Source organism: Streptomyces sp. NPDC048650, assembly GCF_043199095.1.
GTDB lineage: Bacteria > Actinomycetota > Actinomycetes > Streptomycetales > Streptomycetaceae > Streptomyces.
The window spans coordinates 90,561-111,480 of sequence record NZ_JBICVM010000006.1 but is presented as its reverse complement, the minus strand read 5'-3'; the positions used below and the strand labels follow the sequence as shown (position 1 = coordinate 111,480).

The 20,920-nt window shown below is 70.9% G+C and carries 22 protein-coding genes and 1 riboswitch; of the genes, 9 read left to right on the top strand and 13 right to left on the bottom strand.

Features of this window, described 5'->3' with window-relative positions; all coding sequences use genetic code 11:
* Positions 1 to 96 precede the first annotated feature (96 nt).
* Positions 97 to 1,899: a phosphomethylpyrimidine synthase ThiC gene (thiC, locus tag ACGFML_RS18415; protein WP_393544868.1), complete on the bottom strand. Its 1,803-nt coding sequence runs from the start codon at positions 1,897 to 1,899 to the stop codon at positions 97 to 99.
* Positions 1,894 to 2,050: riboswitch (TPP riboswitch) on the bottom strand. It overlaps the preceding gene by 6 nt.
* Positions 2,051 to 2,120: 70 nt before the next feature.
* Here thiC and ACGFML_RS18410 point away from each other — a divergent pair.
* Positions 2,121 to 3,473, top strand: a complete 1,353-nt coding sequence (locus ACGFML_RS18410; RefSeq protein ID WP_393544866.1) for a YibE/F family protein — start codon at positions 2,121 to 2,123, stop codon at positions 3,471 to 3,473.
* A gap of 84 nt (positions 3,474 to 3,557) precedes the next feature.
* Here ACGFML_RS18410 and ACGFML_RS18405 read toward each other — a convergent pair whose 3' ends face one another.
* The 4 genes from ACGFML_RS18405 to ACGFML_RS18390 form a co-directional block, all read right to left on the bottom strand.
* The gene (locus tag ACGFML_RS18405; protein ID WP_393544864.1) at positions 3,558 to 3,980 is read right to left on the bottom strand and encodes an SsgA family sporulation/cell division regulator; all 423 of its coding nucleotides are present in this window, start codon (positions 3,978 to 3,980) and stop codon (positions 3,558 to 3,560) included.
* Positions 3,981 to 4,084: 104 nt separating this feature from the next.
* The gene (locus ACGFML_RS18400; protein WP_393545576.1) at positions 4,085 to 4,897 is read right to left on the bottom strand and encodes an IclR family transcriptional regulator; all 813 of its coding nucleotides are present in this window, start codon (positions 4,895 to 4,897) and stop codon (positions 4,085 to 4,087) included.
* Positions 4,898 to 5,152: 255 nt separating this feature from the next.
* On the bottom strand, positions 5,153 to 5,377 hold the full coding sequence (locus ACGFML_RS18395; protein ID WP_393544863.1) for a DUF5326 family protein: 225 nt from the start codon (positions 5,375 to 5,377) through the stop codon (positions 5,153 to 5,155).
* Positions 5,378 to 5,572: 195 nt separating this feature from the next.
* Positions 5,573 to 5,890, bottom strand: a complete 318-nt coding sequence (locus ACGFML_RS18390; protein ID WP_393544861.1) for a cupin domain-containing protein — start codon at positions 5,888 to 5,890, stop codon at positions 5,573 to 5,575.
* A gap of 46 nt (positions 5,891 to 5,936) precedes the next feature.
* Between ACGFML_RS18390 and ACGFML_RS18385 the strand changes: the two genes are divergently transcribed.
* From ACGFML_RS18385 to ACGFML_RS18365, 5 genes are all read left to right on the top strand, one after another.
* Positions 5,937 to 6,314 (top strand): phage holin family protein, encoded by a 378-nt coding sequence (locus ACGFML_RS18385; protein ID WP_393544859.1) that lies wholly within the window; start codon positions 5,937 to 5,939, stop codon positions 6,312 to 6,314.
* A 145-nt stretch (positions 6,315 to 6,459) separates the two neighbouring features.
* Positions 6,460 to 6,996, top strand: coding sequence for a low molecular weight protein-tyrosine-phosphatase (locus ACGFML_RS18380; protein WP_393545574.1), 537 nt, complete (start codon positions 6,460 to 6,462; stop codon positions 6,994 to 6,996).
* Positions 6,993 to 8,123 (top strand): cystathionine gamma-lyase, encoded by a 1,131-nt coding sequence (locus tag ACGFML_RS18375; RefSeq protein ID WP_393544857.1) that lies wholly within the window; start codon positions 6,993 to 6,995, stop codon positions 8,121 to 8,123. Before ACGFML_RS18380 ends, ACGFML_RS18375 begins: the two co-directional genes overlap by 4 nt.
* Before the next feature lie 191 nt (positions 8,124 to 8,314).
* Positions 8,315 to 9,211, top strand: coding sequence for a LysR family transcriptional regulator (locus ACGFML_RS18370; protein WP_393544855.1), 897 nt, complete (start codon positions 8,315 to 8,317; stop codon positions 9,209 to 9,211).
* Positions 9,212 to 9,296: 85 nt separating this feature from the next.
* Positions 9,297 to 9,776, top strand: coding sequence for an NUDIX domain-containing protein (locus ACGFML_RS18365; protein ID WP_393544853.1), 480 nt, complete (start codon positions 9,297 to 9,299; stop codon positions 9,774 to 9,776).
* 37 nt (positions 9,777 to 9,813) lie between these two features.
* On the opposite strand, the gene ACGFML_RS18360 is transcribed toward ACGFML_RS18365, so the two are convergent.
* The 3 genes from ACGFML_RS18360 to ACGFML_RS18350 all read right to left on the bottom strand — a co-directional run bounded on the left by ACGFML_RS18360 (position 9,814) and on the right by ACGFML_RS18350 (position 13,395).
* On the bottom strand, positions 9,814 to 10,644 hold the full coding sequence (locus tag ACGFML_RS18360; protein WP_393545572.1) for a pyridoxamine 5'-phosphate oxidase family protein: 831 nt from the start codon (positions 10,642 to 10,644) through the stop codon (positions 9,814 to 9,816).
* Positions 10,645 to 10,693: 49 nt separating this feature from the next.
* A complete protein-coding gene (locus tag ACGFML_RS18355; protein ID WP_393544851.1) occupies positions 10,694 to 12,319 on the bottom strand; it encodes a globin domain-containing protein in 1,626 nt (541 codons plus the stop codon).
* A 440-nt stretch (positions 12,320 to 12,759) separates the two neighbouring features.
* Positions 12,760 to 13,395 carry an HAD family hydrolase gene (locus tag ACGFML_RS18350; RefSeq protein ID WP_393544849.1) on the bottom strand — a complete coding sequence of 212 codons (636 nt, stop codon included), beginning with the start codon at positions 13,393 to 13,395 and terminating at the stop codon, positions 12,760 to 12,762.
* 161 nt (positions 13,396 to 13,556) lie between these two features.
* On the opposite strand from ACGFML_RS18350, the gene ACGFML_RS18345 reads away from it, so the two are divergent.
* Complete coding sequence (locus ACGFML_RS18345; protein ID WP_393544847.1) at positions 13,557 to 14,111, top strand: DUF2269 domain-containing protein; 555 nt, start codon at positions 13,557 to 13,559, stop codon at positions 14,109 to 14,111.
* On the opposite strand, the gene ACGFML_RS18340 is transcribed toward ACGFML_RS18345, so the two are convergent.
* Together ACGFML_RS18340 and ACGFML_RS18335 are read right to left on the bottom strand one after the other, a co-directional pair.
* Positions 14,104 to 14,535, bottom strand: coding sequence for a heme-binding protein (locus ACGFML_RS18340; RefSeq protein ID WP_393544846.1), 432 nt, complete (start codon positions 14,533 to 14,535; stop codon positions 14,104 to 14,106). The genes ACGFML_RS18345 and ACGFML_RS18340 overlap by 8 nt on opposite strands.
* Positions 14,536 to 14,584: 49 nt before the next feature.
* A complete protein-coding gene (locus ACGFML_RS18335) occupies positions 14,585 to 15,805 on the bottom strand; it encodes an MFS transporter (protein ID WP_393544844.1) in 1,221 nt (406 codons plus the stop codon).
* Positions 15,806 to 15,938: 133 nt separating this feature from the next.
* Here ACGFML_RS18335 and ACGFML_RS18330 point away from each other — a divergent pair, with 133 nt between their 5' ends.
* Both ACGFML_RS18330 and ACGFML_RS18325 read left to right on the top strand, forming a co-directional pair.
* Entirely contained in the window at positions 15,939 to 16,427 is a 489-nt protein-coding gene (locus ACGFML_RS18330) for a MarR family winged helix-turn-helix transcriptional regulator (RefSeq protein WP_393544842.1), read from the top strand.
* Positions 16,428 to 16,476: 49 nt separating this feature from the next.
* Complete coding sequence (locus tag ACGFML_RS18325) at positions 16,477 to 16,929, top strand: GNAT family N-acetyltransferase (protein ID WP_393544840.1); 453 nt, start codon at positions 16,477 to 16,479, stop codon at positions 16,927 to 16,929.
* A gap of 18 nt (positions 16,930 to 16,947) precedes the next feature.
* On the opposite strand, the gene ACGFML_RS18320 is transcribed toward ACGFML_RS18325, so the two are convergent.
* From ACGFML_RS18320 to ACGFML_RS18310, 3 genes are all read right to left on the bottom strand, one after another.
* Positions 16,948 to 17,700, bottom strand: coding sequence for a TetR/AcrR family transcriptional regulator (locus ACGFML_RS18320; protein ID WP_393544839.1), 753 nt, complete (start codon positions 17,698 to 17,700; stop codon positions 16,948 to 16,950).
* A gap of 291 nt (positions 17,701 to 17,991) precedes the next feature.
* A complete protein-coding gene (locus ACGFML_RS18315; RefSeq protein WP_393544838.1) occupies positions 17,992 to 19,143 on the bottom strand; it encodes a pyridoxal-phosphate-dependent aminotransferase family protein in 1,152 nt (383 codons plus the stop codon).
* A 127-nt stretch (positions 19,144 to 19,270) separates the two neighbouring features.
* On the bottom strand, positions 19,271 to 20,653 hold the full coding sequence (locus ACGFML_RS18310; protein WP_393545570.1) for a serine hydrolase domain-containing protein: 1,383 nt from the start codon (positions 20,651 to 20,653) through the stop codon (positions 19,271 to 19,273).
* Positions 20,654 to 20,920: the final 267 nt, after the last annotated feature.

The window sequence follows — 20,920 nt, the reverse complement described above, 5'->3', positions numbered from 1 at the left end:
GGGCGTACGACGCCGCCATGACGCGAAGACCGGCGCCGCCGAGGCGGTCAGCCCCGGCGACGCCGGTCCACACGGGCGGAGATCCTCCTGCGGGCGTCAGTCCGCCATCGGCAGATACACGCGGTTGCCGCTGGCCGCGAACTCCTTGGACTTCTCCAGCATGCCGGCCTCGATCTCGCCGGGAGTCGCGTCCGCCTCACCGCCGAACTGCTCGGTGATGCTCCGGCTGATCTTCATGGAGCAGAACTTCGGGCCGCACATCGAACAGAAATGAGCCGTCTTCGCCGGTTCCGCGGGCAGGGTCTGGTCGTGGAACTCGCGGGCGGTGTCCGGGTCGAGGGCCAGATTGAACTGGTCCTCCCAGCGGAACTCGAAGCGCGCGTCGGAAAGGGCGTCGTCCCAGTCCTGAGCGCCCAGGTGGCCCTTGGCGAGGTCTGCCGCGTGGGCCGCGATCTTGTACGTGATGACGCCGGTCTTCACGTCGTCGCGGTCCGGCAGGCCCAGGTGCTCCTTGGGCGTGACGTAGCAGAGCATCGCGGTGCCCCACCAGGCGATCATCGCGGCGCCGATACCGGAGGTGATGTGGTCGTAGGCCGGTGCGATGTCCGTGGTCAGCGGGCCGAGTGTGTAGAACGGGGCCTCCTCGCAGATCTCCTGCTGGAGGTCGATGTTCTCCTTGATCTTGTGCATCGGGACGTGCCCCGGGCCCTCGATCATCGTCTGCACGCCATGCCGCTTGGCGATGGTGTTGAGCTCACCGAGCGTCCGCAGCTCCGCGAACTGGGCCTCGTCGTTGGCGTCCGCGATGGAGCCGGGGCGCAGACCGTCACCGAGCGAGTAGGTGACGTCATAGGAGGCGAGGATCTCGCAGAGCTCCTCGAAGTGCGTGTAGAGGAACGACTCCTGGTGGTGCGCCAGGCACCAGGCGGCCATGATCGAGCCGCCACGGGAGACGATGCCGGTCTTCCGACGGGCGGTGAGCGGCACATAGCGCAGCAGCACACCGGCGTGCACCGTCATGTAGTCGACGCCCTGTTCGGCCTGCTCGATGACGGTGTCCTTGTAGATCTCCCAGGTCAGCTCCTCGGCCTTGCCGTCGACCTTCTCCAGGGCCTGGTAGAGGGGGACGGTGCCGATGGGGACCGGAGAGTTGCGGAGCACCCACTCGCGGGTGGTGTGGATGTTCCGGCCGGTGGAGAGGTCCATGACCGTGTCGGCGCCCCACTTGGTGGCCCAGGTCATCTTGTCCACCTCCTCCTCGATGGAGGAGGTGACGGCCGAGTTGCCGATGTTGGCGTTCACCTTCACCAGGAAGTTCTTACCGATGATCATCGGCTCGATCTCCGGGTGGTTGATGTTGGACGGCAGTACGGCGCGGCCCGCCGCGATCTCGTCCCGGACGAACTCGGGCGCGACGTTCTCGCGGATGGCGACGTACTCCATCTCCGCGGTGATCTCGCCTCTCCTCGCATAGGCGAGCTGGGTCACCGCGGCACCGCCCCGGCCTCGGCGCGGCTGGCGCGGGCGGCCGGGGAAGACCGCGTCGAGGTTCTTGAGGCCACCGCGCGGCGAGGTGTGCTTGAGCCCGTCGTCCTCCGGGCGCAGCGGGCGGCCCGCGTACTCCTCGGTGTCGCCTCGGGCGATGATCCAGTTCTCCCGCAGCGGTGCCAGTCCGCGGCGGACGTCGGTGTCGATGTTCGGATCGGTGTACGGCCCGGACGTGTCGTACAGCGTCACGTCCTTGCCATTGGTGAGGTGCACCTTCCGGACGGGGACCCGGAGGTCGGGCCGCGAGCCGGAGACATAGCCCTTGTGCCAGCCGATCAACGGCCGGCCGCCGTCGGCGCTCTCGCCGCCGCTGGCACCGTTTTCGGGCGTGCGTGCATCCTGCAGAGTCATGAAGACCCAACTCCCTACGCCGGCATTACCCGGTAACAGGTTCGGCGGTCGACGCAGCGGCTTCCGTCCGCCGACGTTTCACGTGAAACGCCGCTGGGACGAAGGTCAGCGCCCTCTCAGCCCGGTGCTCCGAGCTCCCGCGATTGCAAAGGTGCCACCACGGTAGCGGCCGATGCGGCGGAGTGAACAGGGGGCCCGGGAGTTCTTGCAATGATCGGGCGGTGACCTCTCCCGAACCGCATCCGCCCTCCACGGCACATTCGCACGCCCACGGACATGGGCCGGCGGCGCCCGTCTCTCTTCATCTGCGCAAGGTCATCGCGGCGATTCTGATCCCGTTCGCGGCAGCAGTGGTGATCGGTCTGGTCGTGTTGTGGCCGGGGGGCGCTCCGTCCCACAAGCCGTCCGGCGTCGGCTTCGACCAGCCCACCGAACAGGCCCGAGTGGTCACGGTGAAGGAGGTGAACTGCGCGGATGTGCATGCCGAGCAGCAGCCTCAGCCGCCAGGGCCGCAGAGTTCGGCGCCGCCCGGGGGAGCGGCGACATCGCAGAACTGCGAGCAGGCGACGATCAAGGTCACCACGGGTGAGAACGCCGGGCGCACCTTCCGGACGGTGGTGACGCCGGACGCGTTGCGGCACTACACGACCGGCCAGGGTGTGGTGGTGGCCTACTCCCCCAAGGCACCGAAGGAACTGCAGTACTCGGTCACCGACGTAGACCGGACGCTGCCGATGTGGGTGCTGGCCGGCATCTTCGCCTTCGCCGTCGTGATCGTCGGCCGGTTGCGCGGGGTGCTCGCGCTCATCGCGCTGATCGCCAGTTTCGTGGTCCTGACGTTGTTCATCCTCCCGGCCATCCTCCAGGGCTCCAATCCGCTGGTGGTGGCGGTGATCGGCGGCAGCGCGATCATGCTCATCGCCCTCTACCTGTGCCACGGGCTGACGGCGCGGACCTCGGTGGCGGTGCTCGGCACGCTCGCCTCGCTGCTGCTGATCGCCGTGCTCGGTTCGGTGTTCATCGACTGGGCGCTGCTGACCGGCAATACGGACGACACGACGGGGCTGGTGCACGGCCTGTACCCGGACATCGAGATCCGCGGTCTGCTGCTGGCCGGGATCATCATCGGGTCGCTGGGTGTGCTCGACGACGTGACGGTGACCCAGACCGCCGCGGTGTGGGAGCTCAAGGAAGCCGATCCGTCGGCGAGTTGGCGCAAGCTGTACAGCGCGGCCATGCGGATCGGACGGGATCACATCGCGTCCGTCGTCAACACCCTCGTGCTGGCCTATGCGGGCGCGGCGCTGCCGTTGCTGTTGCTGTTCTCGATCGCACAGAGCAGCGTGGGGACGGTCGCCACGAGCGAGGTTGTCGCGCAGGAGGTCGTGCGCACGCTGGTGGGCAGCATCGGGCTGGTCGCCTCGGTGCCGCTGACGACGTTGCTGGCGGCGCTGGTGGTCTCGGCGGACCGCCGGGCGCAGGGCGAGCCGGGGATCGCTCCGGGTGCGCTGCCGGCCGCTGCGCAGGGCCGGGCCGGGCGGCGTGGCTCACACGGCAGGCGCCGCAAGCGGTGAGGGCCGCCCACGGTGATCGCAGCCGTGGGCGGTGCGTGCGGAGGACGGTTCGGCGTGCGGACCGTCGGACGGGCCCGCTCCCGGTCAGCCCGCCGGCGCCTCCGTGAGGATCCGGTCCAGTACGGCCTCCAAGGTGTCGCACACCTCTTCCTCGCCGAGCGGGACCAGGCGGTCCGTACGGTCCAGGAAGGCGACCAGTGGTGGCGCGCCGGCCCGGAACAGGGCCCGCTCGCTGCCCACTTGGAGATTGATGAAGACATCCCCGAGGTGTTCGCCGGTCGACGGCTCGATGTGCACATCCCCCTCGCCGGACGCCCGGCTGAGCCCGTCCAGCAGGAGTTCGCGGCTGAAGACCCAGGTCACAGGCATATCGCCGGGGAGATCGAAGGTGAAACGGACGGCAAACGGATCGGCGATGTCGAAATCCAGCTGCACCGGGATCCGGAACGCGAGCTCCTCGGACACGAGAAAGCTCATGATCACTTCTGCCTGAACTGTGTCGGTCATCAACCACTGCCCCGCTATTGATCGGAGATGGCCGGGAATCATCCCCACTAGCCGTATTGACGCCATCGTCTGTCACGTGCAAGCAGATCACAAGGAGTGAGTTTTCAGATACTGATAGAGAACGCGAGTGTCGTTAGCGTCATCTCCGCCATTCTGCGTAGTTGATCCGTGACGTTACGCAATCGATGCAGTTCGTCGGCCGGAAGGGAGACCGCCAGCGCTGCGGCCGCCGAGCCGACCTGCACAGGGATGGCCGAGCACACGGTGCCCAGGGCATATTCCTGCTGGTCGTACGCGACATGACCGCGACGCACCGTGTCCAGGCGGTGCAGCAGATCGTCCTCGGTCCGCACCGAGAAGGGCGTCATCGACTGCACCGGATGGCGCGCCAAGTGGTCCTTCCTGGCGGCGTCGTCGAGTTGGGCGAGCAGACACTGGCCGATCGCGTGGGCGTGCGCGGTGCTGCGGAAGTCCACCCACTCCTCGACCGGAGGGCGTTCCGGATCGTCGGTGACAGCCACCAGCTCGACTTCACCCTCGCGATAAACGCCGAAGTAGACGGCGGCGCGCAACTCCCGGCCCGCCATGGCCAGCACCTCGGAGATATGAGTGCGCTGCCGGCGACGAGCCGCACCCCGTCCGATGGCTTCAGCGACCTCGCCGAGGACGAAGAGGCCGTTCTCCCGGCACAGATAGCCCTCGTGGGTCAGGGTCCGCAGCAGGTGGTAGGTCGTCGGGAGGGGCAGCCCGGTCTCTCTGGCGAGCTGCTTGGCGGGCGCTCCGTCGGGATGCGCACCGACCGCTTCCAGCAGCCGCAGGGCACGCTGCACCGAGCCGATCAGCGTGGGAGAGGAGGCGGATTCGCCGTTCCCGATTGCCAACGCCCCCCCAGGACCCGCAGCGTTCCGGAACACCATCATCCGGATGGCGTCTGCGGTCCGCACTCTAGCCGGGTCGATCAGGGCGCTACGGGAAAAGCCGCCGAGTTAACTCCCCTGGCGCACGCGGTGACCGGAGGTGGCCGGAACGGACCCCTGTGCCCGTCCGGTCAAGGGCCGACGCCCCGCTCCACAGCGGGAGCGGGGCGTCGTCGGACGGGGTTTGGGCGGAGGCCGGGGGAAGGACCGGAGGAACGCCGCCGGGCCGGTCGATGCCGGCCCGTGGCCGGTGATCTACCAGTCGCTCTTCGAGGAGGACGAAGAGGACCCGCTGATCCTGCGCACGAGGTAGATGACTCCGGCGATCAGGGCAGCCGCGATCAGGACCTTGAACAGCAACCCGACCAGGATGCCGACCGCCGTGGCAATGAGCCCGCCGAACACCACGATCACGATGACGGGCAGGACGACCCAGGTGACCCACCACGGAAGCCCTGCGAATATCCCCTTACCAGCCACTGCTCTGCCCTGCTTTCTGTCGATCTGTCGCGTCGGTCCATCGCGTCCATGGCACCGTCCGCGCCCTTCGCGTCTGCCGCGTCGCGCCTCCGGTCCCCCGTCACCATCGATGCTAGGACGCCGGGGCCGGCCGTGGGGGCTTCGCAGCCCCGGTGGTCCCCTGACCCGACCCCTACGGGTTCGGGCCCCTGACCCTCAGCTCTCAGGCGGAGAGAAGACCACCATGACCCGGAGGTCCTCGCTGACGTGGTGGAACTTGTGGGGCACCCGGGCGGGCACATAGACCACGCTGCCGCGCGCCACCGACTGCGTCTCCGTCCCCACGGTGATCGCCGCCCGGCCGCTCACCACGAGGTACACCTCGTCCTGGGCGTGCGGCAGCTGCGGGTCGGTACTGCCGGCGTCCAGCGCGTACAGCCCGACCGACATGTTGCGCTCCCGGAGGAACTGCAGATACGCGCCGTCGTTGGCAGCACGCTCCGCTTCCAGCTCGTCCAGTCTGAAGGCCTTCACCGTTCGCCCCCCTCAAGGATTCAGAGTCGTCTGCGACGATCTCACCATGAAGCATTTTCTGGTCAAGACGATCGCCAACGCCGCGGCGCTTGCCGTGGCCATCTGGCTGCTCAAGGACATCACGCTCACCGGCGACAACACCGGCCGCCAGATACTCACGCTGGTCCTCGTGGCGCTGATCTTCGGGTTGGTCAACTTCCTGGTCAAGCCGGTGGTGAAGCTGCTGTCCTTCCCCCTGTTCCTCCTCACGCTCGGCCTGATCACCCTGGTCGTCAACGCTCTCATGCTGCTACTGACGTCCTTCGTGGCCGGCAAAGTCGATCTGGCCTTCCACGTCAACGGCTTCTGGACCGCCGTACTCGGCGGCGTGATCGTCTCGATCGTCTCCTGGGCGATGCACATCGTTCTTCCCGAGGACGACTGACCGCCACGCCCCCCATCGGCCACCGGGCCGCCCCACACCACCCGACGACGCCCGACCGCCCCGACCGCCCCGACAAGGACCGCACTCCGTGAACGTCCCCTTCCGTATCTGCTTCGTCTGCACCGGCAACATATGCCGCTCGCCGATGGCCGAATCCGTCTTCCGCTCCCGTATCGCGGAGGAAGGGCTCGACGGTCTGGTGGCGGTCGACAGTGCGGGTACCGGCGGCTGGCACGAGGGCGACGGAGCCGACCCGCGCACAGTCGCCGTACTGCGCGCGGGCGGCTATGACACCACGCACAGTGCCCGGCAGTTCCAGGTCTCCTGGTTCGCCGACCAGGACCTCGTGATCGCGCTCGACTCCGGCCATCTGCGCGAGCTGCGCCGGCTCGCCCCCACCGCGGAGGATGCGGCCAAGGTCCGCCTGCTGCGCTCGTATGCGGCCGACGCCGTACGCGAGGAGGAGGAGGAGGCCGGCCCTGGTCGGCCCGCCCCCGATGAAGCCGGCCTCGACGTCCCGGATCCCTACTACGGCGGATTCGAAGGCTTCGAGGAGTGCCTGGAGATGGTCGAGGCGGCGAGCGTGGGACTCCTGGCAGCGGTTCGCGCCGCCGTCACCACCGGCACACCCGACACATCACTCCCGGCCGGCACCCCCACCGGGACGAAGGAGAACGCATGACGGGCGACGGCACGCGCGTCGTACGAGCCGGGCTTCCGCAGCCCGAAGCCTACGAACCGTCCCTCCCCGGGCCGGTCTTCGCGGCCCACTACCACCTCCCCGGCGATGCCACCGGCCCGTACACCTACGGCCGCGACGCCAACCCGACCTGGACCCGGCTGGAACAGGCCATCGGCGAACTCGAATCGCCCGCCGAACCCGCCCACACCGTCGCCTTCGCCTCCGGCATGGCGGCGATCTCCGCCGTCCTCTTCTCCCACCTGAGCACCGGAGACGCGGTGGTGCTGCCCAACGACGGCTACCAGCTGCTGCCGGCCGTCCGCAGCCGACTGGAGAGCTACGGCATCGAGGTCCGCACCGCGCCGACCGCCGGCGACGCACAGCTGGACGTACTGGACGGCGCCCGGCTGCTGTGGCTCGAGACCCCCTCCAACCCCGGGCTCGACGTCTGCGACATCCGGCGGCTGGTCGAGGCCGCGCACGCCCGCGGCGCCCTGGTCGCGGTCGACAACACCCTCGCCACCCCGCTCGGCCAACGCCCCCTGGAGCTCGGCGCCGACCTCTCGGTCGCCAGCGGCACCAAGGCACTGACCGGCCACGGCGACGTCCTGCTCGGATATGTCAGCACCCGCGACGCCGCCACCGCCGACGCCGTACGGCTGTGGCGCAAGACGGTCGGCGCGATCCCCGGCCCGATGGAGAGCTGGCTGGCCCATCGCTCGCTCGCCACGCTGGCGCTGCGCGTGCGCCAGCAGGCCGCCGGCGCGCTGGAACTCGCCGAGGCGCTGGCCGGCCGTCCCGAGGTCACCGGCCTGCGCCACCCCGGTCTGCCGTCCGACCCTTCCCATGAGCTTGCCGCGGCGCAGATGCGGCCCGGCCGCTTCGGCTCCGTGGTCTCCTTCACGCTGCCCGACAAGGCGCACGCGGAGCGGTTCCTGGCCGCGCTGAGCCTGGTGGACGATGCGACGAGCTTCGGCGGCGTGCGGTCCACCGCCGAGCGCCGCGCCCGCTGGGGCGGCGATGCCGTGGCCGAGGGCTTCATCCGCTTCTCGGTCGGCATCGAGGAGCCGGAGGACCTGGTCGCGGATGTCGTCCGGGCACTGGAAGCGGCACGCCACGGCGGCTGAACGGCGGAAAACTGGCCGGCAGGGCATCCCCCCTCGTCACCCTGCCGGCCGCGGTGTTTCACGTGAAACTCACCGCTTCAACAAGGCTAGTTGACTGAGCGTCAGTGTCCAATCACGCTAGCGACACATCCCTATCGACAAATTTATAGTTGGGCCGCGACGGGGGCTTTGAAGGGCGCTGGAGGTAGGCAATGGATCTGGCTCTGCTGCGTACCTTCGTCACGGTGCACCGCGCCGGTTCTCTCACCCGGGCCGCGGCGCTGCTCGGACTCTCCCAGCCCGCCGTGACCAGCCAGATCCGTGCACTGGAGCGCCAGTTGGGCCGCCCGCTCTTCCTGCGCAACGCCCGCGGCGTCACCGCCACCACCATCGGCGACGAACTCGCGCACAAAGTGGCCCCGCACCTCGACGCGCTCACCGAGATCACCGAGTCCGGACTGGACACGGATTCCGTCACCCGCACCCTGCACCTGGCGGGCCCCCCGGAGTTCACCGCCGAGCGCACGCTCCCCGCCCTGACCCCGCTCATCGCCCAGGGCCTGTCGATACGCGCCGCCTTCGGCTCCGCGGAGGAACTGCTGACCGGCCTCGCCGCCGGCCACCACGACCTGACCGTGACCACCCTCCGGCCGCGCGGGGGACTGCTGACCTCGACCCCGCTGTGCGACGAGGAACACGTCCTGGTCGCCGCGCCGCGTTGGGCGGCTCGGCTGGGCGGACCGGCGGTCGTCCAGGCCAGGGGCGTCCGCGCGCTGGATCCCGTACCGCTCGTCGAGGTCCACGAGAGCCTGCCGCTGATCGCCCGCTACTGGTCGGCGGTCTTCGACGCCAAGCCCGCCGCCTCCGCCGCCGTCATCGCCGCCGATCTCCGCGCGGTGCTGGGCTGCGTCGCGGCGGGCGCGGGGCTCGCCGTACTGCCCCGCTACCTGTGCGCCGACGCCCTGGACGGCGGCGAGGTCGTCGCCCTGCTCGACCCGCCGGTGCCACCGCTGCGCACATACTTCCTGGCCGTCCGGACCGGCACGCTCGGCCTGCCGCACATCGCGCGGGCACACGAGTGGCTGCTGCGGACGGCCGTGGGCTGGTGAGCGGGGAGGGGATCTGCGGGGCCCGCCGAACGCTCCGTCGCAGGGCGCGGGTTTCACCGGCCCATGACTGCGGCATCTGTCCCCTATGACCGTACGGCCAGTCGTCAAACGCACCGCCCGCGCGATTCTGCTCGACGGCACGGACCTCGTGCTGATCAAGCGCACCAAACCGGGCCGGGCCCCGTACTGGATCACTCCGGGCGGCGGCGTGGAGCCCGAGGACGCCACCGTCATCGACGCCCTCCACCGCGAGCTGGACGAAGAACTCGGCGCGAAGATCACGGACGTGGTCCCGGTCTTCGTCGACACCGTCGAGCACTTCAGCGACGGCGGGGTGGACGGCGTGAAGGTGCAGCACTTCTTCGTCTGCCGGCTCGACTCGATGGATCTCTCGCGCCGGCACGGCCCGGAGATCGACGAGCCGTGCGGGGAGTACGAGATCGTGCGGGTGCCCTTCACCCGGGTCGGGATCGCCTCCGTCGAGGTCGTTCCGCTGTCCCTGCGGCACTACCTCGACGGCAACATCGAGGGCGTACGGGCGATGCACGCTCCGGACCTCGGCTGAGACCGGCGCCCGCGGGCCGGACACGAGGCCGGATGTCTCAGCCGAACCACCCGCGGAACTCCGGGTCGTCGTCGAGCGGCCGCCGCGGCTGCGCCCGTGCCAGCACCCGCTCGACCCGGTCGAGGAACTCACCGTTCAGCTCCTCGGCGAACGTGGACCGCGAGGCCGCTGCCGGCAGGTCGTGGCCGGTGTCCTCGTGCAGCCCGCCCCGCAGATGGGCGTCGGTGTGCTCCGCGCGCCGGAAGGGCGGCCGCTCGGCGGCCTCCGCCGCGGCACCGAAGAAGTCGCCGCCCTTGCGCTTGACGTCGTCGGTGCCCCAGGCCCGCGCCCCACGGGCCTGCACCGGGACCTTCTGCAGATGCGGGATGTGCTTGGCGCAGTGGATGTACGCCTCTTCCACCTCGACGGTCACCCACAGCTGGGCGCGCCGTCCAGGGATCGGGTCGAGCGGCAGACCGGGATGGGCGGCGCGCATCTCCTCGTCGAGGACCACCCGCGCCCGGCCGTTGATGTGCAGCCCGATGCGGTCCCGGGTGAAGTCGATCATGAGGATGCCGAGCCGCGGGTTCTCCGAGATGTTGCCGATGGACGCCATGACACCGTTGCCGCGGTATTCCGGATAGGCCACCATCCGCTCGCCCAGCACCTGGACGAAGCCGGGTGGCCCGGCGCGGAAGGTGGCGTCGCATTCGCCGTGCCGGTCGGCCGTGGACAGGAAGAACATCTCCTGCCGGGCCACGAACTCCCACATCCGAGCGTTGAGATGGTCCAGGACCTGATCCGCGTAGAAGCGGTCGGCACGTTCGGTCGTGCCCAGCCTCTGCTGCACCAAGTGCTCGCCGTCGCTGCCGGGGCGCTGCCCGTACATGCCCCGCTCGTCCCCTGTCCGACCGTATTCACCCTGTGCTGCCAAGACCTCAATCTCCTGCCGAGACCAGCTCTTCTATGGAGTCATGCCGTATCCGGTCGGACGGGATGCCGACCCCCACCAACGCGTCCACGCCGCTGCGGATCAGTCCGGGCGGCCCGGAAAGATAGGCGTCGTACTCCCGGAACGGGCCGTACTGGCGGACCGCGTCCGGGAGCTGGCCGGTGACCCCGCCCGGCGCGCCGCGCACCGGGCCGGAGGCGACCACCGGGCGGACCGAGAGCCAGGGATGGGTCTGTTCCAGACGCAGCATGGTGTCGATGTCATAGAGGCCGTGGTCGGTGCGGGCTCCGTAGAAGACCTCGACCGGGCGGCGGCTGCCGTGTTGGGCGACGTCCTCGATCAGCGCCTTGATGGGCGCGATACCCGTGCCGCCGCCGACGCACAGCAGACCGTTGCCGGTGGCGTGGTCGACGGTCATCGAGCCGGCCGGGGCACCGAGACGGATGACGTCCCCGGGACGGGCCCGGTGCACCATGGCGTTGGAGACCCAGCCCGCCGGCACCGCCTTCACATGGAACGAGAGCAGACCGTCGGAACGGGGCGCCGAGGCAAAGGAGTAGTGCCGCCAAATCCGCGGCCACCAGGGAGTTTCCAGGCTGGTGTACTGCCCGGCGAGGAACGGGTACGGCTGGTCGGGGCGGACCGTGACCACCGCGACGTCCGGCGTCCGCAGCTCGTGCGAGACGACCTCGGCCTGCCACCAGGCGGGGGCGACCGCCTCGTTCTCGGCGGCCGCGTCGATCATGATCTGCGAGATCGCGGTGTACGCGCGCACCCACGCCGCTTCGGCCTCCTGGTCCCAGCTCGACGTCGCATACCGCGAGAGCGCGCTCAGCAGGCACTCGCCGACCGCGGGGTAGTGGTCGGGCATGGTGCCGTACTTGCGGTGCCCGCGGCCGAGATGGGAGAGGTACGCGGTGAGCACATCGGCGTCGTCGACGTGCTTGGCGGCGGTGAGCAGCGCCTTGAACAGCCGGTCGCGCTGGGTGTCCATCGAGGCGGGGAACAGCGCCCGCAGGTCCGGGTGCCGGACGAAGAGCAGCGCGTAGAAGTACGAGGTCACCTTGTCGGCGACCGGCTCGATCTCCGCCATGGTGCGCCGGATGAGAATCGCGTCCGGTGAGGCGGGAGAGGCCTGGGAGGCGGCGGCCGCTTCCACGGCCTCCAGCGTGGGCTCCGCGGCCGGGCGGTATGCGGTGTCCTGCCGTTCGGCCTGGCCCTCCGGGGGAGTGAAGAACGGGCGAGGGGCGGGCTCGGGAGCCGGCGCCGGTGCCGGGGTGGCCCGCGGGGCGTGGGCCGACTCGTGGACGGGCTCGGGCTCCTGGTGTGCGGGGGACTCCTGAAGCTGCTGGGACGCCTGCGGCTCCGGTATGTGCTCACGCTCGGCAGCGGTGCCTACCGGTCTGATCGGATTGACCGGCCGACTCGGTATCCGGTCGTTCTGTTCCGTCCGGCCGCGCGTCTCTTCTTGATCATCTCGGCCGTCCCGGCCGGAGTACTCGTCGTGCTGTTCTGCGGAGGACTTCTTCGACGGCGGAGTGAACCAACCCCAATCGCCACTGCTGCCGCCAGAAGAGCCGCTATCGGCCGATGTGGTGGTCGGAGCGTCCATGGTCTGCCTCGCCTCGAACGTCTTTCGGTTGTCTTCGCAGTTCCGTTGACCGGAACTGCCCGGAATTCCCCCGCCCTGCCCCGGAATTCTTAATCGACTCAAGCTATTCCGGCAACATCCTCCGAAGCGGACAAACCTCACTTCCCTGTGGCAATCGGTGCGGATACCGTCTCAGCAGCATGCCACCCCGGTGTGCCACATCGGACAAATAGCCGGAAGTTCCGGCGCCACGCGCCACTTCGCCGGTAGGCTGGCGGGCGGGGTGCGCCCACGGAAGCCTTCACCCCCGCCAAGCCGGACTCGACCATACCGGCACCGGTTGAAACCACAAGCCCCGATCTGCGAACACTCAGCGCGCCCCCTGCGATAACAGTGACACTCCCCACAGAGTGCCTTTTCCGCACATACCATGGACGAATGCCGAGGCGGAAAGCCCCTGATTACCGGCCGGTACGCACCAGTTCGTATGCCTCGCGCAGATCGCGTCCTGCATACGCATATGAGGCGACGTCACCGACATGGTGGTCCGCATTCACGGCCACCGATGCAGGAACCGCCGCGAAGAGGTCGGTGTCCGACATCGAGTCGCCGTACGCCACGCAGTCGGCACGCGTCAGCCCATAGCGCGCACAGAGTTCATCGGCGATCCGTACCTTCGCGGCCGAGGTGAGGATGCCGGCCGGCTCCACCGGCTGCCGGATCGGTACCGCCGGCCAGCGCGAACCGTGTGCCGCGTCGGCGCCCCAGGGCAGCAGCCGTTCGACGAAGAAGTCCGGCGACAGCGAGATCACCGCGCACCGTTCGCCCCGCGCGCGGATGTCCGCCCAGACCTCCCGGATCCCGCTCAGCCAGGGCGCGTTGTCGAACGCCGCCGCGAGATGGGCTTCGGTCAGCTCGGCGGCCCACAGTTCGGCCGCCAGCTGCGCGAACCGCGCCGGCGTCAGCTCGCGCGCCAGGAACCCGCGTTCCAGCTCGGCGATCTCCCGCTCCAGCCCGAGCTGCCGGGAGATCTCGACGGCGGCCGCGGACCCGTACAACAGGGTGCCGTCCATGTCGAACAGATGCAGGGTGGTCATGGCCCGGAGGGTACCCACCGCGCTCCGGGCGGGCTCCGGGCGGGCCGGAGCACCGGTCCGCGTCCGCACACCCCGCGAACTCCGCGTACTCAACGCCGCGTACCCGGGGATACTCCCGGCGCCAGATGTGCCGCGTGGTCTCGCCCGGCACCGTGGAACACATGCCACAGCTCAGCCGCCCCGCACGCCGGGCCGTCCTCGTCGTCCATGTCGCCGTCTCCGTCGGCTGGCTCGGGCTCACGCTCGGGCTGCTCGCCCTGGGCGTGGCCGGGTACACCACCGCCTCCCCTGCGACGGCGGCGGCCGCCTACCGCGCCATGAAGATCTTCGGCGACTGGCTGCTCCTCCCGGTGGCACTGACCGCCCTGGTCACCGGCCTGGTGCTGTCCCTCGGCACGCGGTGGGGGCTGGCCCGCCACCGCTGGGTCTACACCAAGTTCTGGCTGACGGTGGTCACGGTGCTGCTGTCCGCCTTCGCACTGCGGCCAGGCATCGATCAGGCGGCGGCGCAGGCCACGGCGGGCACCGTGACGCCGGACATCAGCCTGGTCGTCGCTCCGGCGGTCGCCACCGCCACCTACTTCTTCCTCACCGCGATCTCCATGCTCAAGCCGTGGGGGCCGACCGCACGCGGCAGCCGGCCGCGCCGTGGGGCGCGGCCGGACCACGAGGGGGCGGGCCGGAAGGGCCGGGCAGCGGGAGCCGCCCTCAGATGAGTTCCGCCTCGTCCCGCGCGGCGACGGCGATCCGGTGGTCCTGCTCGGGGGCGCCGCCGCCGTAGCCGATCGCGCCGACCAGCCGGCCGTCCCGGTGCAGGGGCACTCCGCCGGCGAGGAAGAGCAGCGGCCGGTCCAGGGCGGTGGGCAGGGTGTGGAACAGCCCGTCGGGGCGGACGAGCTCGACGAGGTCCGCGGTGGGCGAGTCCAGCAGCAGCGCGGTGTGGGCCTTGCGGGTGCTGGTCTCTCCCGAGATCAGCACGGCGGCATCGTCCCGCCGGAAGCCGAGGAGGTGGCCGCCCGCGTCCAGCACGGTGACGCTGCCCGTGACCCCGAGGCGGTCGGCGGCGCGTACCGCGGCCTCGACGAGGGCGTCGGCGTCGCGGGTGGTGAGGGGACGGACGGTGGGGGTGGTGGTGCTCATGGGGGTTGTGCTCCTTGAGGGGTGTGCGGTGATGCGGAGGGGGCGTGGCTTACGCGGCCTGGTGGGACACCGGCCGGTCGGCGACCGGGGTGGGGCCGTCGTCGGCCGCCACCGGGCCGCGGTTCTTCGTGCGCCGCTCCAGGGCGGACGCGAGGAGCGCCACACCGAGCGCCGCGGCGGTCATCAGGGCGCCGACCCAGTTGGGTGCCGTGTAGCCGAGGCCGGCCGAGATGACGACCCCGCCGAGCCAGGCGGCCAGTGCGTTGCCGAAGTTGAAGGCCGCGATGTTGCCGGCCGAGGCGAGGGTGGGCGCCGCGGCGGCCTGGTCCATCACCCTCTTCTGCAGCGGCGGCACCGTGGCGAAGCCGAAGATGCCGATCAGCGCGATGGTGACGGTCGCGGCGATCTTGTTGTGCGCGGTGAAGTTGAACGCGGCCAGCGCGAGGGCCAGGCCGGACATCGACACGTACAGCATCGGCATCATGGCGCGGTCGGTGAAGCGGCCGGAGACCAGGTTTCCGCCGACCATGCCGAGACCGAAGATCGCCGTCAGCCAGATGACGGAGGACGGCGCGAAGCCGGTGACCTCGGTCATCATCGAGGCGAGGTAGGTGACGGCCGCGAAGACGCCGCCGAAGCCGAGGACCGTCATCAACATCGCGAGACCGACCTGCGGGTTGCGGAAGACCGCCAGTTCGCTGCCGATGCGCGAGGCGGCCTTCGCCCGCTGTGCGGGGACGAGCTTGACGACTCCCAGCAGGGCGAGCACACCGAGCGCGGCGATGGCGTAGAACGTCGTCCGCCAGTCGAACTGCTGGCTGAGCATGGTGCCCGCCGGTACGCCCACGACGTTGGCGATGGTGAGACCGCTGAACATCATCGAGATGGCGGTGGCGCGCTTGTGCGGCGCGACGAGGTCGGCGGCCACCAGGGCGCCGATGCCGAAGAACGCGCCGTGGGTGAAGGCGGCGACGACCCGCCCGACGAGCATGAGCCCGAAGTTCGGCGCGAGGCCCGTGAGCAGGTTGCCCACGATGAACAGGCCCATCAGCAGCGTCAGCATCTGCTTGCGGGTGAACCGCGTGCCGAGCGCGGTCATCAGCGGCGCTCCGACCACCACACCCATGGCGTAGACGGTGGTCGCGTAGCCGGCGAGCGGAACGGAGACCCCGAAGCCGGCCGCCATGTCGGGCAACAGGCCCATGACCGCGAACTCGGTCGTTCCGATCCCGAAGGCGCCGATGGCGAGCGCCAGGAGTGCGAGAGGCACGACGGATCCCTTCGAATGATTGCGTACGTCCTTAACGAGCGTCCACAATAATTGCATACGCGGGCTACTTGCAAGCGCGGGCTATTGCGCAGGTGTCCTATCCTGGTTCGTACGCCCCACGAGGAGGTCTCCGATGACGCAGCAGACGCAGGCGGTGGCACAGGCAGCCCCCGGAGGGACACCCGGCAGCGGGCTCGCCCAGGGCTGGTGCGCACTCTCCGCACTGCACGGCCGTATCGAGTCGCACATCGAGCGCGCGCTCCAGGCCGATCACGAGCTCAGCGTCCGCGAGTTCTCCGTCATCAACGTGCTCAGCGAGCAGCACAACGGACCCGGCGGCCACCTGCGGATGCACCAGGTCGCGGACGCCGTGGTCCTCAGCCAGAGCGCCACCACCCGCCTGGTCACCCGGCTCGAGGAGCGCGGGCTGCTGGAGCGCTATCTGTGCCAGGACGACCGACGCGGCATCTACACCAACGTCACGCCGGACGGCCTCGCCCTCCTGGAAAGGGCGCGGCCGACACACGACACCGCGCTGCGCGAGGCCCTCCAGGACGCCGCGAAGCGACCCGAGCTGGCGCCGCTGGTCACGGCCGTCGAGACGCTCGCGCCGTCGGCGTAGGACGGAGGCGTACGGCCCGCTCCGGACGGCACGACATAGGGTCCCGCCCATGAGCGATATCGAGATACGCCGCGCCACCGAGGCCGACCTGCCCGCCATCGTCGCGATGTTGGCCGACGATCCACTGGGCGCCACCCGGGAGTCGCCGGACGACCTGACTCCCTACCGCGCCGCCTACGACGCGCTGGCCGCCGATCCGCAGCAGCACCTCGTCGTCGCGGTCCGCGCGGGCCGGACGGTCGGCACCCTCCAGCTGACCGTCATCCCCGGCCTCTCCCGCCGCGGCGCCAGCCGCTCGATCATCGAAGGCGTACGGATCCACGCCGACGAACGGGGCGGCGGTCTGGGCACCCAGCTCATCGAGTGGGCGGTCACCGAGTCCCGCAGCCGCGGCTGCGCGCTGGTGCAGCTCACCTCCGACGCGACCCGTGTCGACGCGCACCGCTTCTACGAGCGCCTCGGCTTCGAGGCCTCCCACCTGGGCTTCAAGCTGCAGCTCTGACGGGCACCGCGGCGCCCCTCAGCCACGGTCGGCGCGCTCCCGGGCCCGCGCCCGGTGCGCCTTCTGACGGCAGGCGGCACCGCAGTAGCGCGCCGGCCGGCCGGTACGGGCCGCCTCGACCGGCTCGGCACACACCTCACACCGGGTTTCGTGACGATCGGGCCCTTCGGCCGGCAGTTTCGTTACGGTGCCACTCGCCCGCAGCCCGTCGCACATCAGCGCGGTCATCCGGCCCGGCGCCCCGGCCGTACCCTCGGCGCCGGAATGCCGCCGCTCCATCGACATGCATCCGACCAGCACCGAGCGGACGTCACCCAACGCGACGTCGCGCCGGACCGCGCCCGCCAGTTGAGCACGCTCCAGAAGGACGCCCAGGGCCTCGGCGAACTCCTCCTCGGGCCCCGGCGGCATCTCCGCGCCGGGCGCCCTGGCCGCCTCCAGCGCATCGCACAGCGCTTGGTTCTGCGCGGCGAGCCGCACCACCGACGCCAGGAAGCGGAAGAACACCCCGCCCGGGTCCTCGACATCCGCCAAGTCCCGTGCCGTATCGGTGAAAAGCTGGATCCGGTCCACGACCGATGCCCTGAACAGGGCCTCCTTGGACGGGAAATGGCGGTACACGGTCCCCGCGCCCACTCCGGCGCGCCGCGCGATCTCGCCGAGCGGTACGCCCAACCCCTGTTCCTCGAAGGCGGATCGGGCCGCCTGCAGCACCAGGGCCCGATTGCGCCGCGCATCCGCACGGGAGGGAGCGACCCCACTGTCCGCCATCCGCACGCCTTTCGAATCCGCCCGGTACCACCGCCCGTACAGCCCGGAACACAACCGGGCCGAGCATTCCGATTCTAGGAGAGGGCAGGAAAAGGGGGTCGGAGGGGCCACGCCGGACCCTTCCCGGCCTGGCCGTCGGGTGCGCGGCACCAGCCGGCCTGGCCCGTCGGGTGCGCGACACCGGCCACGCGAAAAGGGCCCTGTTTCACGTGAAACGCTCGGTTTCACGTGAAACAGGGCCCCACCCGCCGCCTCCGCCGGCTTCAGGCCGGCGTCAGCGGTGCCCCACTCTCATCGGTGCACGGCAACGGCCTTGTCCCACGCCGCGCCCGCCGCTCCGGCAGCCGCCGCCTCGTCGACCTTCGCGCCCAGGGCCCGCAGGCCGACGCCCAGCGCGGCGAGCGAGGCCAGGACCACGCCACGGTCCGCGGCGCGGCCGTAGTGGTTCACCCGGATCATCTCCTTGGCCAGCGCGCCCGCGGCGGCCTGCACCGGCACCGAAGCATCGGCGGCGAGCGCGGCGGACACCACCTCGCGGGCGTCGAGGCTCGACGACGCACGCAGCGTGGTCGCCGCGGGCGCCGCGTCCTCGTCCCTGATCACATAGGGCACCAGGCCGCCCAGCGCCTGTACGCCCGCCCGGACCGCGGCGGCCGCCGCACGGTGCCGTGTGATGGCCGCATCCAGTCCCTCGGCTCCGATACGGTCCACCGCCTGCTCCAGGGCAAGCATCTCCAGCTGTGCCGGGGCGTGCGGCAGGGCGGCGCGGCCACCGTCGATCCAGCGCTCCTTCCAGTCCCGCAGCGAGAGGTACGAGCGCCGCGGGGCCTGCTCATTGGCCACGATGCGCTCCCAGGCGCGAGCGCTGACCGACGCCACGGACACCCCGGCCGGCCCGGCCAGCGCCTTCTGCCCGCCGATCACACACAGGTCGACGCCCCACTCGTCGGTGAGCAGCGGCTCGGCGCCCACCGAGGCGACCGCGTCGAGCATCAGCAGTGCTCCGTGCGCACGCACCACGGCACCGATCTCGGCGACCGGATTGGTGTTCCCGGTCGCCGCCTCGGCGTGCACCAGGCTCACAAAGTCGATCTCGGGGTGCTCCCGCAGCGCCTCCGCCACCTGCTCGGGGCCGACCGCGCCCGTGAACGGCGCCGTGATGGTGACGACTTCGGCGCCGCACGAGCGCAGCCAGCCACCGAAGGTCTCGCCGTACGGCCCGGTGATGATGTTGAGCGCGGTGCTGCCGGGTCCTACGGCCGAGCGGATGCACGCCTCCAGCGGCAGCAGTGCCTCGCCCTGCATCGCCACGACGTCACAACGGGTGCCCATCAGCGCCGCTACCTTGTCCTCGATCCGCGCGAAATGGGCGGCGGTGAGCGGGGGCAGGTCGAGCAGGTCCGGGGCGGCGGGGTTCGTGGTCGGGTCAGACACGGCAGTCACAGGGCCTTCCAGCGGTGGCGAGCCGCGCGATCCGGTGCGGCTCCTGATATCTCGCTCGACTGTACGTCCGCCCGCCGCACCCCCGCCGTACGGGCCCCGGCCCCGCAGCCCGCCCCCGCCCCGCCGTTCAGACCCGCCAGCCCGCCTCGTCGACGCCGCCCGGCACCGGCCCCGCCGGCTCGTACGGACCACGGGTGAACACAAAGGTCCCCAGGTCCAGATGGCTGACCGAACCGTCCGCCGCGCGCACCGACCGCAGCGTCTCACCCGCGTAGTAGCCGTCCAGGCCGGTCCAGCTGCCGTCCGCCTCCGGCCGAAACCGCGAACCGCGCCCGGCGCCGGACAACGGCGCCAGCTCCAGCCCGCGGTCCGCCGTCAGCCGCAGCACAAACGGACGCGCGCCCCAGTACCAGGGCCCGGTCAACGCCAGCAGCTCACCGTCGAGCGGCCCGGCCAACGGGCGCCAGGGCTCCGGAATCCGCGGCTCACGGTCGGCCACGATCTCCAGAAGGTCCGCCGCGATCGCGGCGACCGCCGGTCCCGAGGTGCAGTTGGCCAGGGCGACCCCGGCCACGTCCTCCTCGGAATCGATCCACAGGGCCGCCAGAAACCCCGGCATGGAGCCGGTGTGCCCGGCCAGCGTCCGCCCCGTCGCCGCACCGGACGCCGGCCGCGGATCCCGCCGTACGAGTTGCAGACCCAGGCCGTAGCCCGCCTCCCCGCCGTCCCCCTCGGGCGGTACCGCCGGCGTACGCATCTCGGCGAGGCTCGCCGCGCTCAGCACCCGCTCGTGGCCCCGCAGCAGGAACGCCGCCCACCGGCACAGGTCATCCAGCGTCGACCACAGCTGACCCGCCGGGCCCATCAGCCCGGTGTCCTGGGCCGGTTCGGGAAGCAGCGCATCGGCCCAGGGGTGCACCGCCCAGCCGTCCGCGTGCGGCGCCTCCGGCCGCAGTGTCGTACGTGCCATCCCCAGCGGCTCCAGCACCTCGCGCCGCAGTACCTCGCCCCATGGCTCACCGTCCCGCAGCCGTTCGACGAGCGCGCCGAGCAGGGCGTATCCCGGGTTGGAGTAGTGGTGCCGCCGGCCGGCCGGGAGGCGGCGCGGCCGCTCGCCGAAGAGATCGCCGGGGTTCGGCCGCAGCTCGCCCCCGGTCCGCTCCCACCACGGCCCGCGCGCCTCGGCCGCCAGCCCCGAACTGTGGGCCAGCAGTTGGGCGACCGTGACATCCGGCACCGGCGTCCCCGCCAGATGCCTGCCGACCGGATCCTCCAGCCCCAGCAGTCCTTCGTCCCGCAGCCGCAGCACCATCACCGCGACGAAGGTCTTGGTGAGCGAACCGATCCGGTACTGCACATCGCCATGCGGCATCTCCCCCGGCCCGGCGGTCCGCGCTCCCGTCCACACGGCCCGGCCCGCGCGTACGACCGCGCCCGTCATCGACGGTGCCCGCCCTTCGGACTGCCCGACCGCCAGCCTGCGCAGTAGGGCCCGCCGTGTCCCGGGCATCAACTCGGCGTACTCCGCACCGGTCTCGACCGGCGCCACCCGGACGGCCGAAGGTCCCGGCTCCCCCGCCCGCGGCTCGGGCAGTGCTTCGGCCTCCTGCCCTCCCGGCGGCTGTGTGCGGGCATCGGGGGACCCTGGCTCGGCGGGCCCGGGTTCCTGGGATCCGGACCTCTCGGGCCCGGACTGCTCGGCCCCGGTCTGCTGGGACCCGGCGGACGCGGCGGTGGTCATGGCGCTCCTCAACGGCCGATGCGGTGCGACGACGGG

Coding starts and splice junctions, on each gene's coding strand:
- thiC (WP_393544868.1), bottom strand. CDS start 1,899: ATGACTCTGCAGGATGCACGCACGCCCGAAAACGGTGCCAGCGGCGGC.
- ACGFML_RS18405 (WP_393544864.1), bottom strand. CDS start 3,980: ATGACCGACACAGTTCAGGCAGAAGTGATCATGAGCTTTCTCGTGTCC.
- ACGFML_RS18400 (WP_393545576.1), bottom strand. CDS start 4,897: ATGGTGTTCCGGAACGCTGCGGGTCCTGGGGGGGCGTTGGCAATCGGG.
- ACGFML_RS18385 (WP_393544859.1), top strand. CDS start 5,937: ATGAAGCATTTTCTGGTCAAGACGATCGCCAACGCCGCGGCGCTTGCC.
- ACGFML_RS18380 (WP_393545574.1), top strand. CDS start 6,460: ATGGCCGAATCCGTCTTCCGCTCCCGTATCGCGGAGGAAGGGCTCGAC.
- ACGFML_RS18375 (WP_393544857.1), top strand. CDS start 6,993: ATGACGGGCGACGGCACGCGCGTCGTACGAGCCGGGCTTCCGCAGCCC.
- ACGFML_RS18370 (WP_393544855.1), top strand. CDS start 8,315: ATGGATCTGGCTCTGCTGCGTACCTTCGTCACGGTGCACCGCGCCGGT.
- ACGFML_RS18365 (WP_393544853.1), top strand. CDS start 9,297: ATGACCGTACGGCCAGTCGTCAAACGCACCGCCCGCGCGATTCTGCTC.
- ACGFML_RS18360 (WP_393545572.1), bottom strand. CDS start 10,644: ATGTACGGGCAGCGCCCCGGCAGCGACGGCGAGCACTTGGTGCAGCAG.
- ACGFML_RS18355 (WP_393544851.1), bottom strand. CDS start 12,319: ATGGACGCTCCGACCACCACATCGGCCGATAGCGGCTCTTCTGGCGGC.
- ACGFML_RS18350 (WP_393544849.1), bottom strand. CDS start 13,395: ATGACCACCCTGCATCTGTTCGACATGGACGGCACCCTGTTGTACGGG.
- ACGFML_RS18345 (WP_393544847.1), top strand. CDS start 13,557: ATGCCACAGCTCAGCCGCCCCGCACGCCGGGCCGTCCTCGTCGTCCAT.
- ACGFML_RS18340 (WP_393544846.1), bottom strand. CDS start 14,535: ATGAGCACCACCACCCCCACCGTCCGTCCCCTCACCACCCGCGACGCC.
- ACGFML_RS18330 (WP_393544842.1), top strand. CDS start 15,939: ATGACGCAGCAGACGCAGGCGGTGGCACAGGCAGCCCCCGGAGGGACA.
- ACGFML_RS18325 (WP_393544840.1), top strand. CDS start 16,477: ATGAGCGATATCGAGATACGCCGCGCCACCGAGGCCGACCTGCCCGCC.
- ACGFML_RS18320 (WP_393544839.1), bottom strand. CDS start 17,700: ATGGCGGACAGTGGGGTCGCTCCCTCCCGTGCGGATGCGCGGCGCAAT.
- ACGFML_RS18310 (WP_393545570.1), bottom strand. CDS start 20,653: ATGCCCGGGACACGGCGGGCCCTACTGCGCAGGCTGGCGGTCGGGCAG.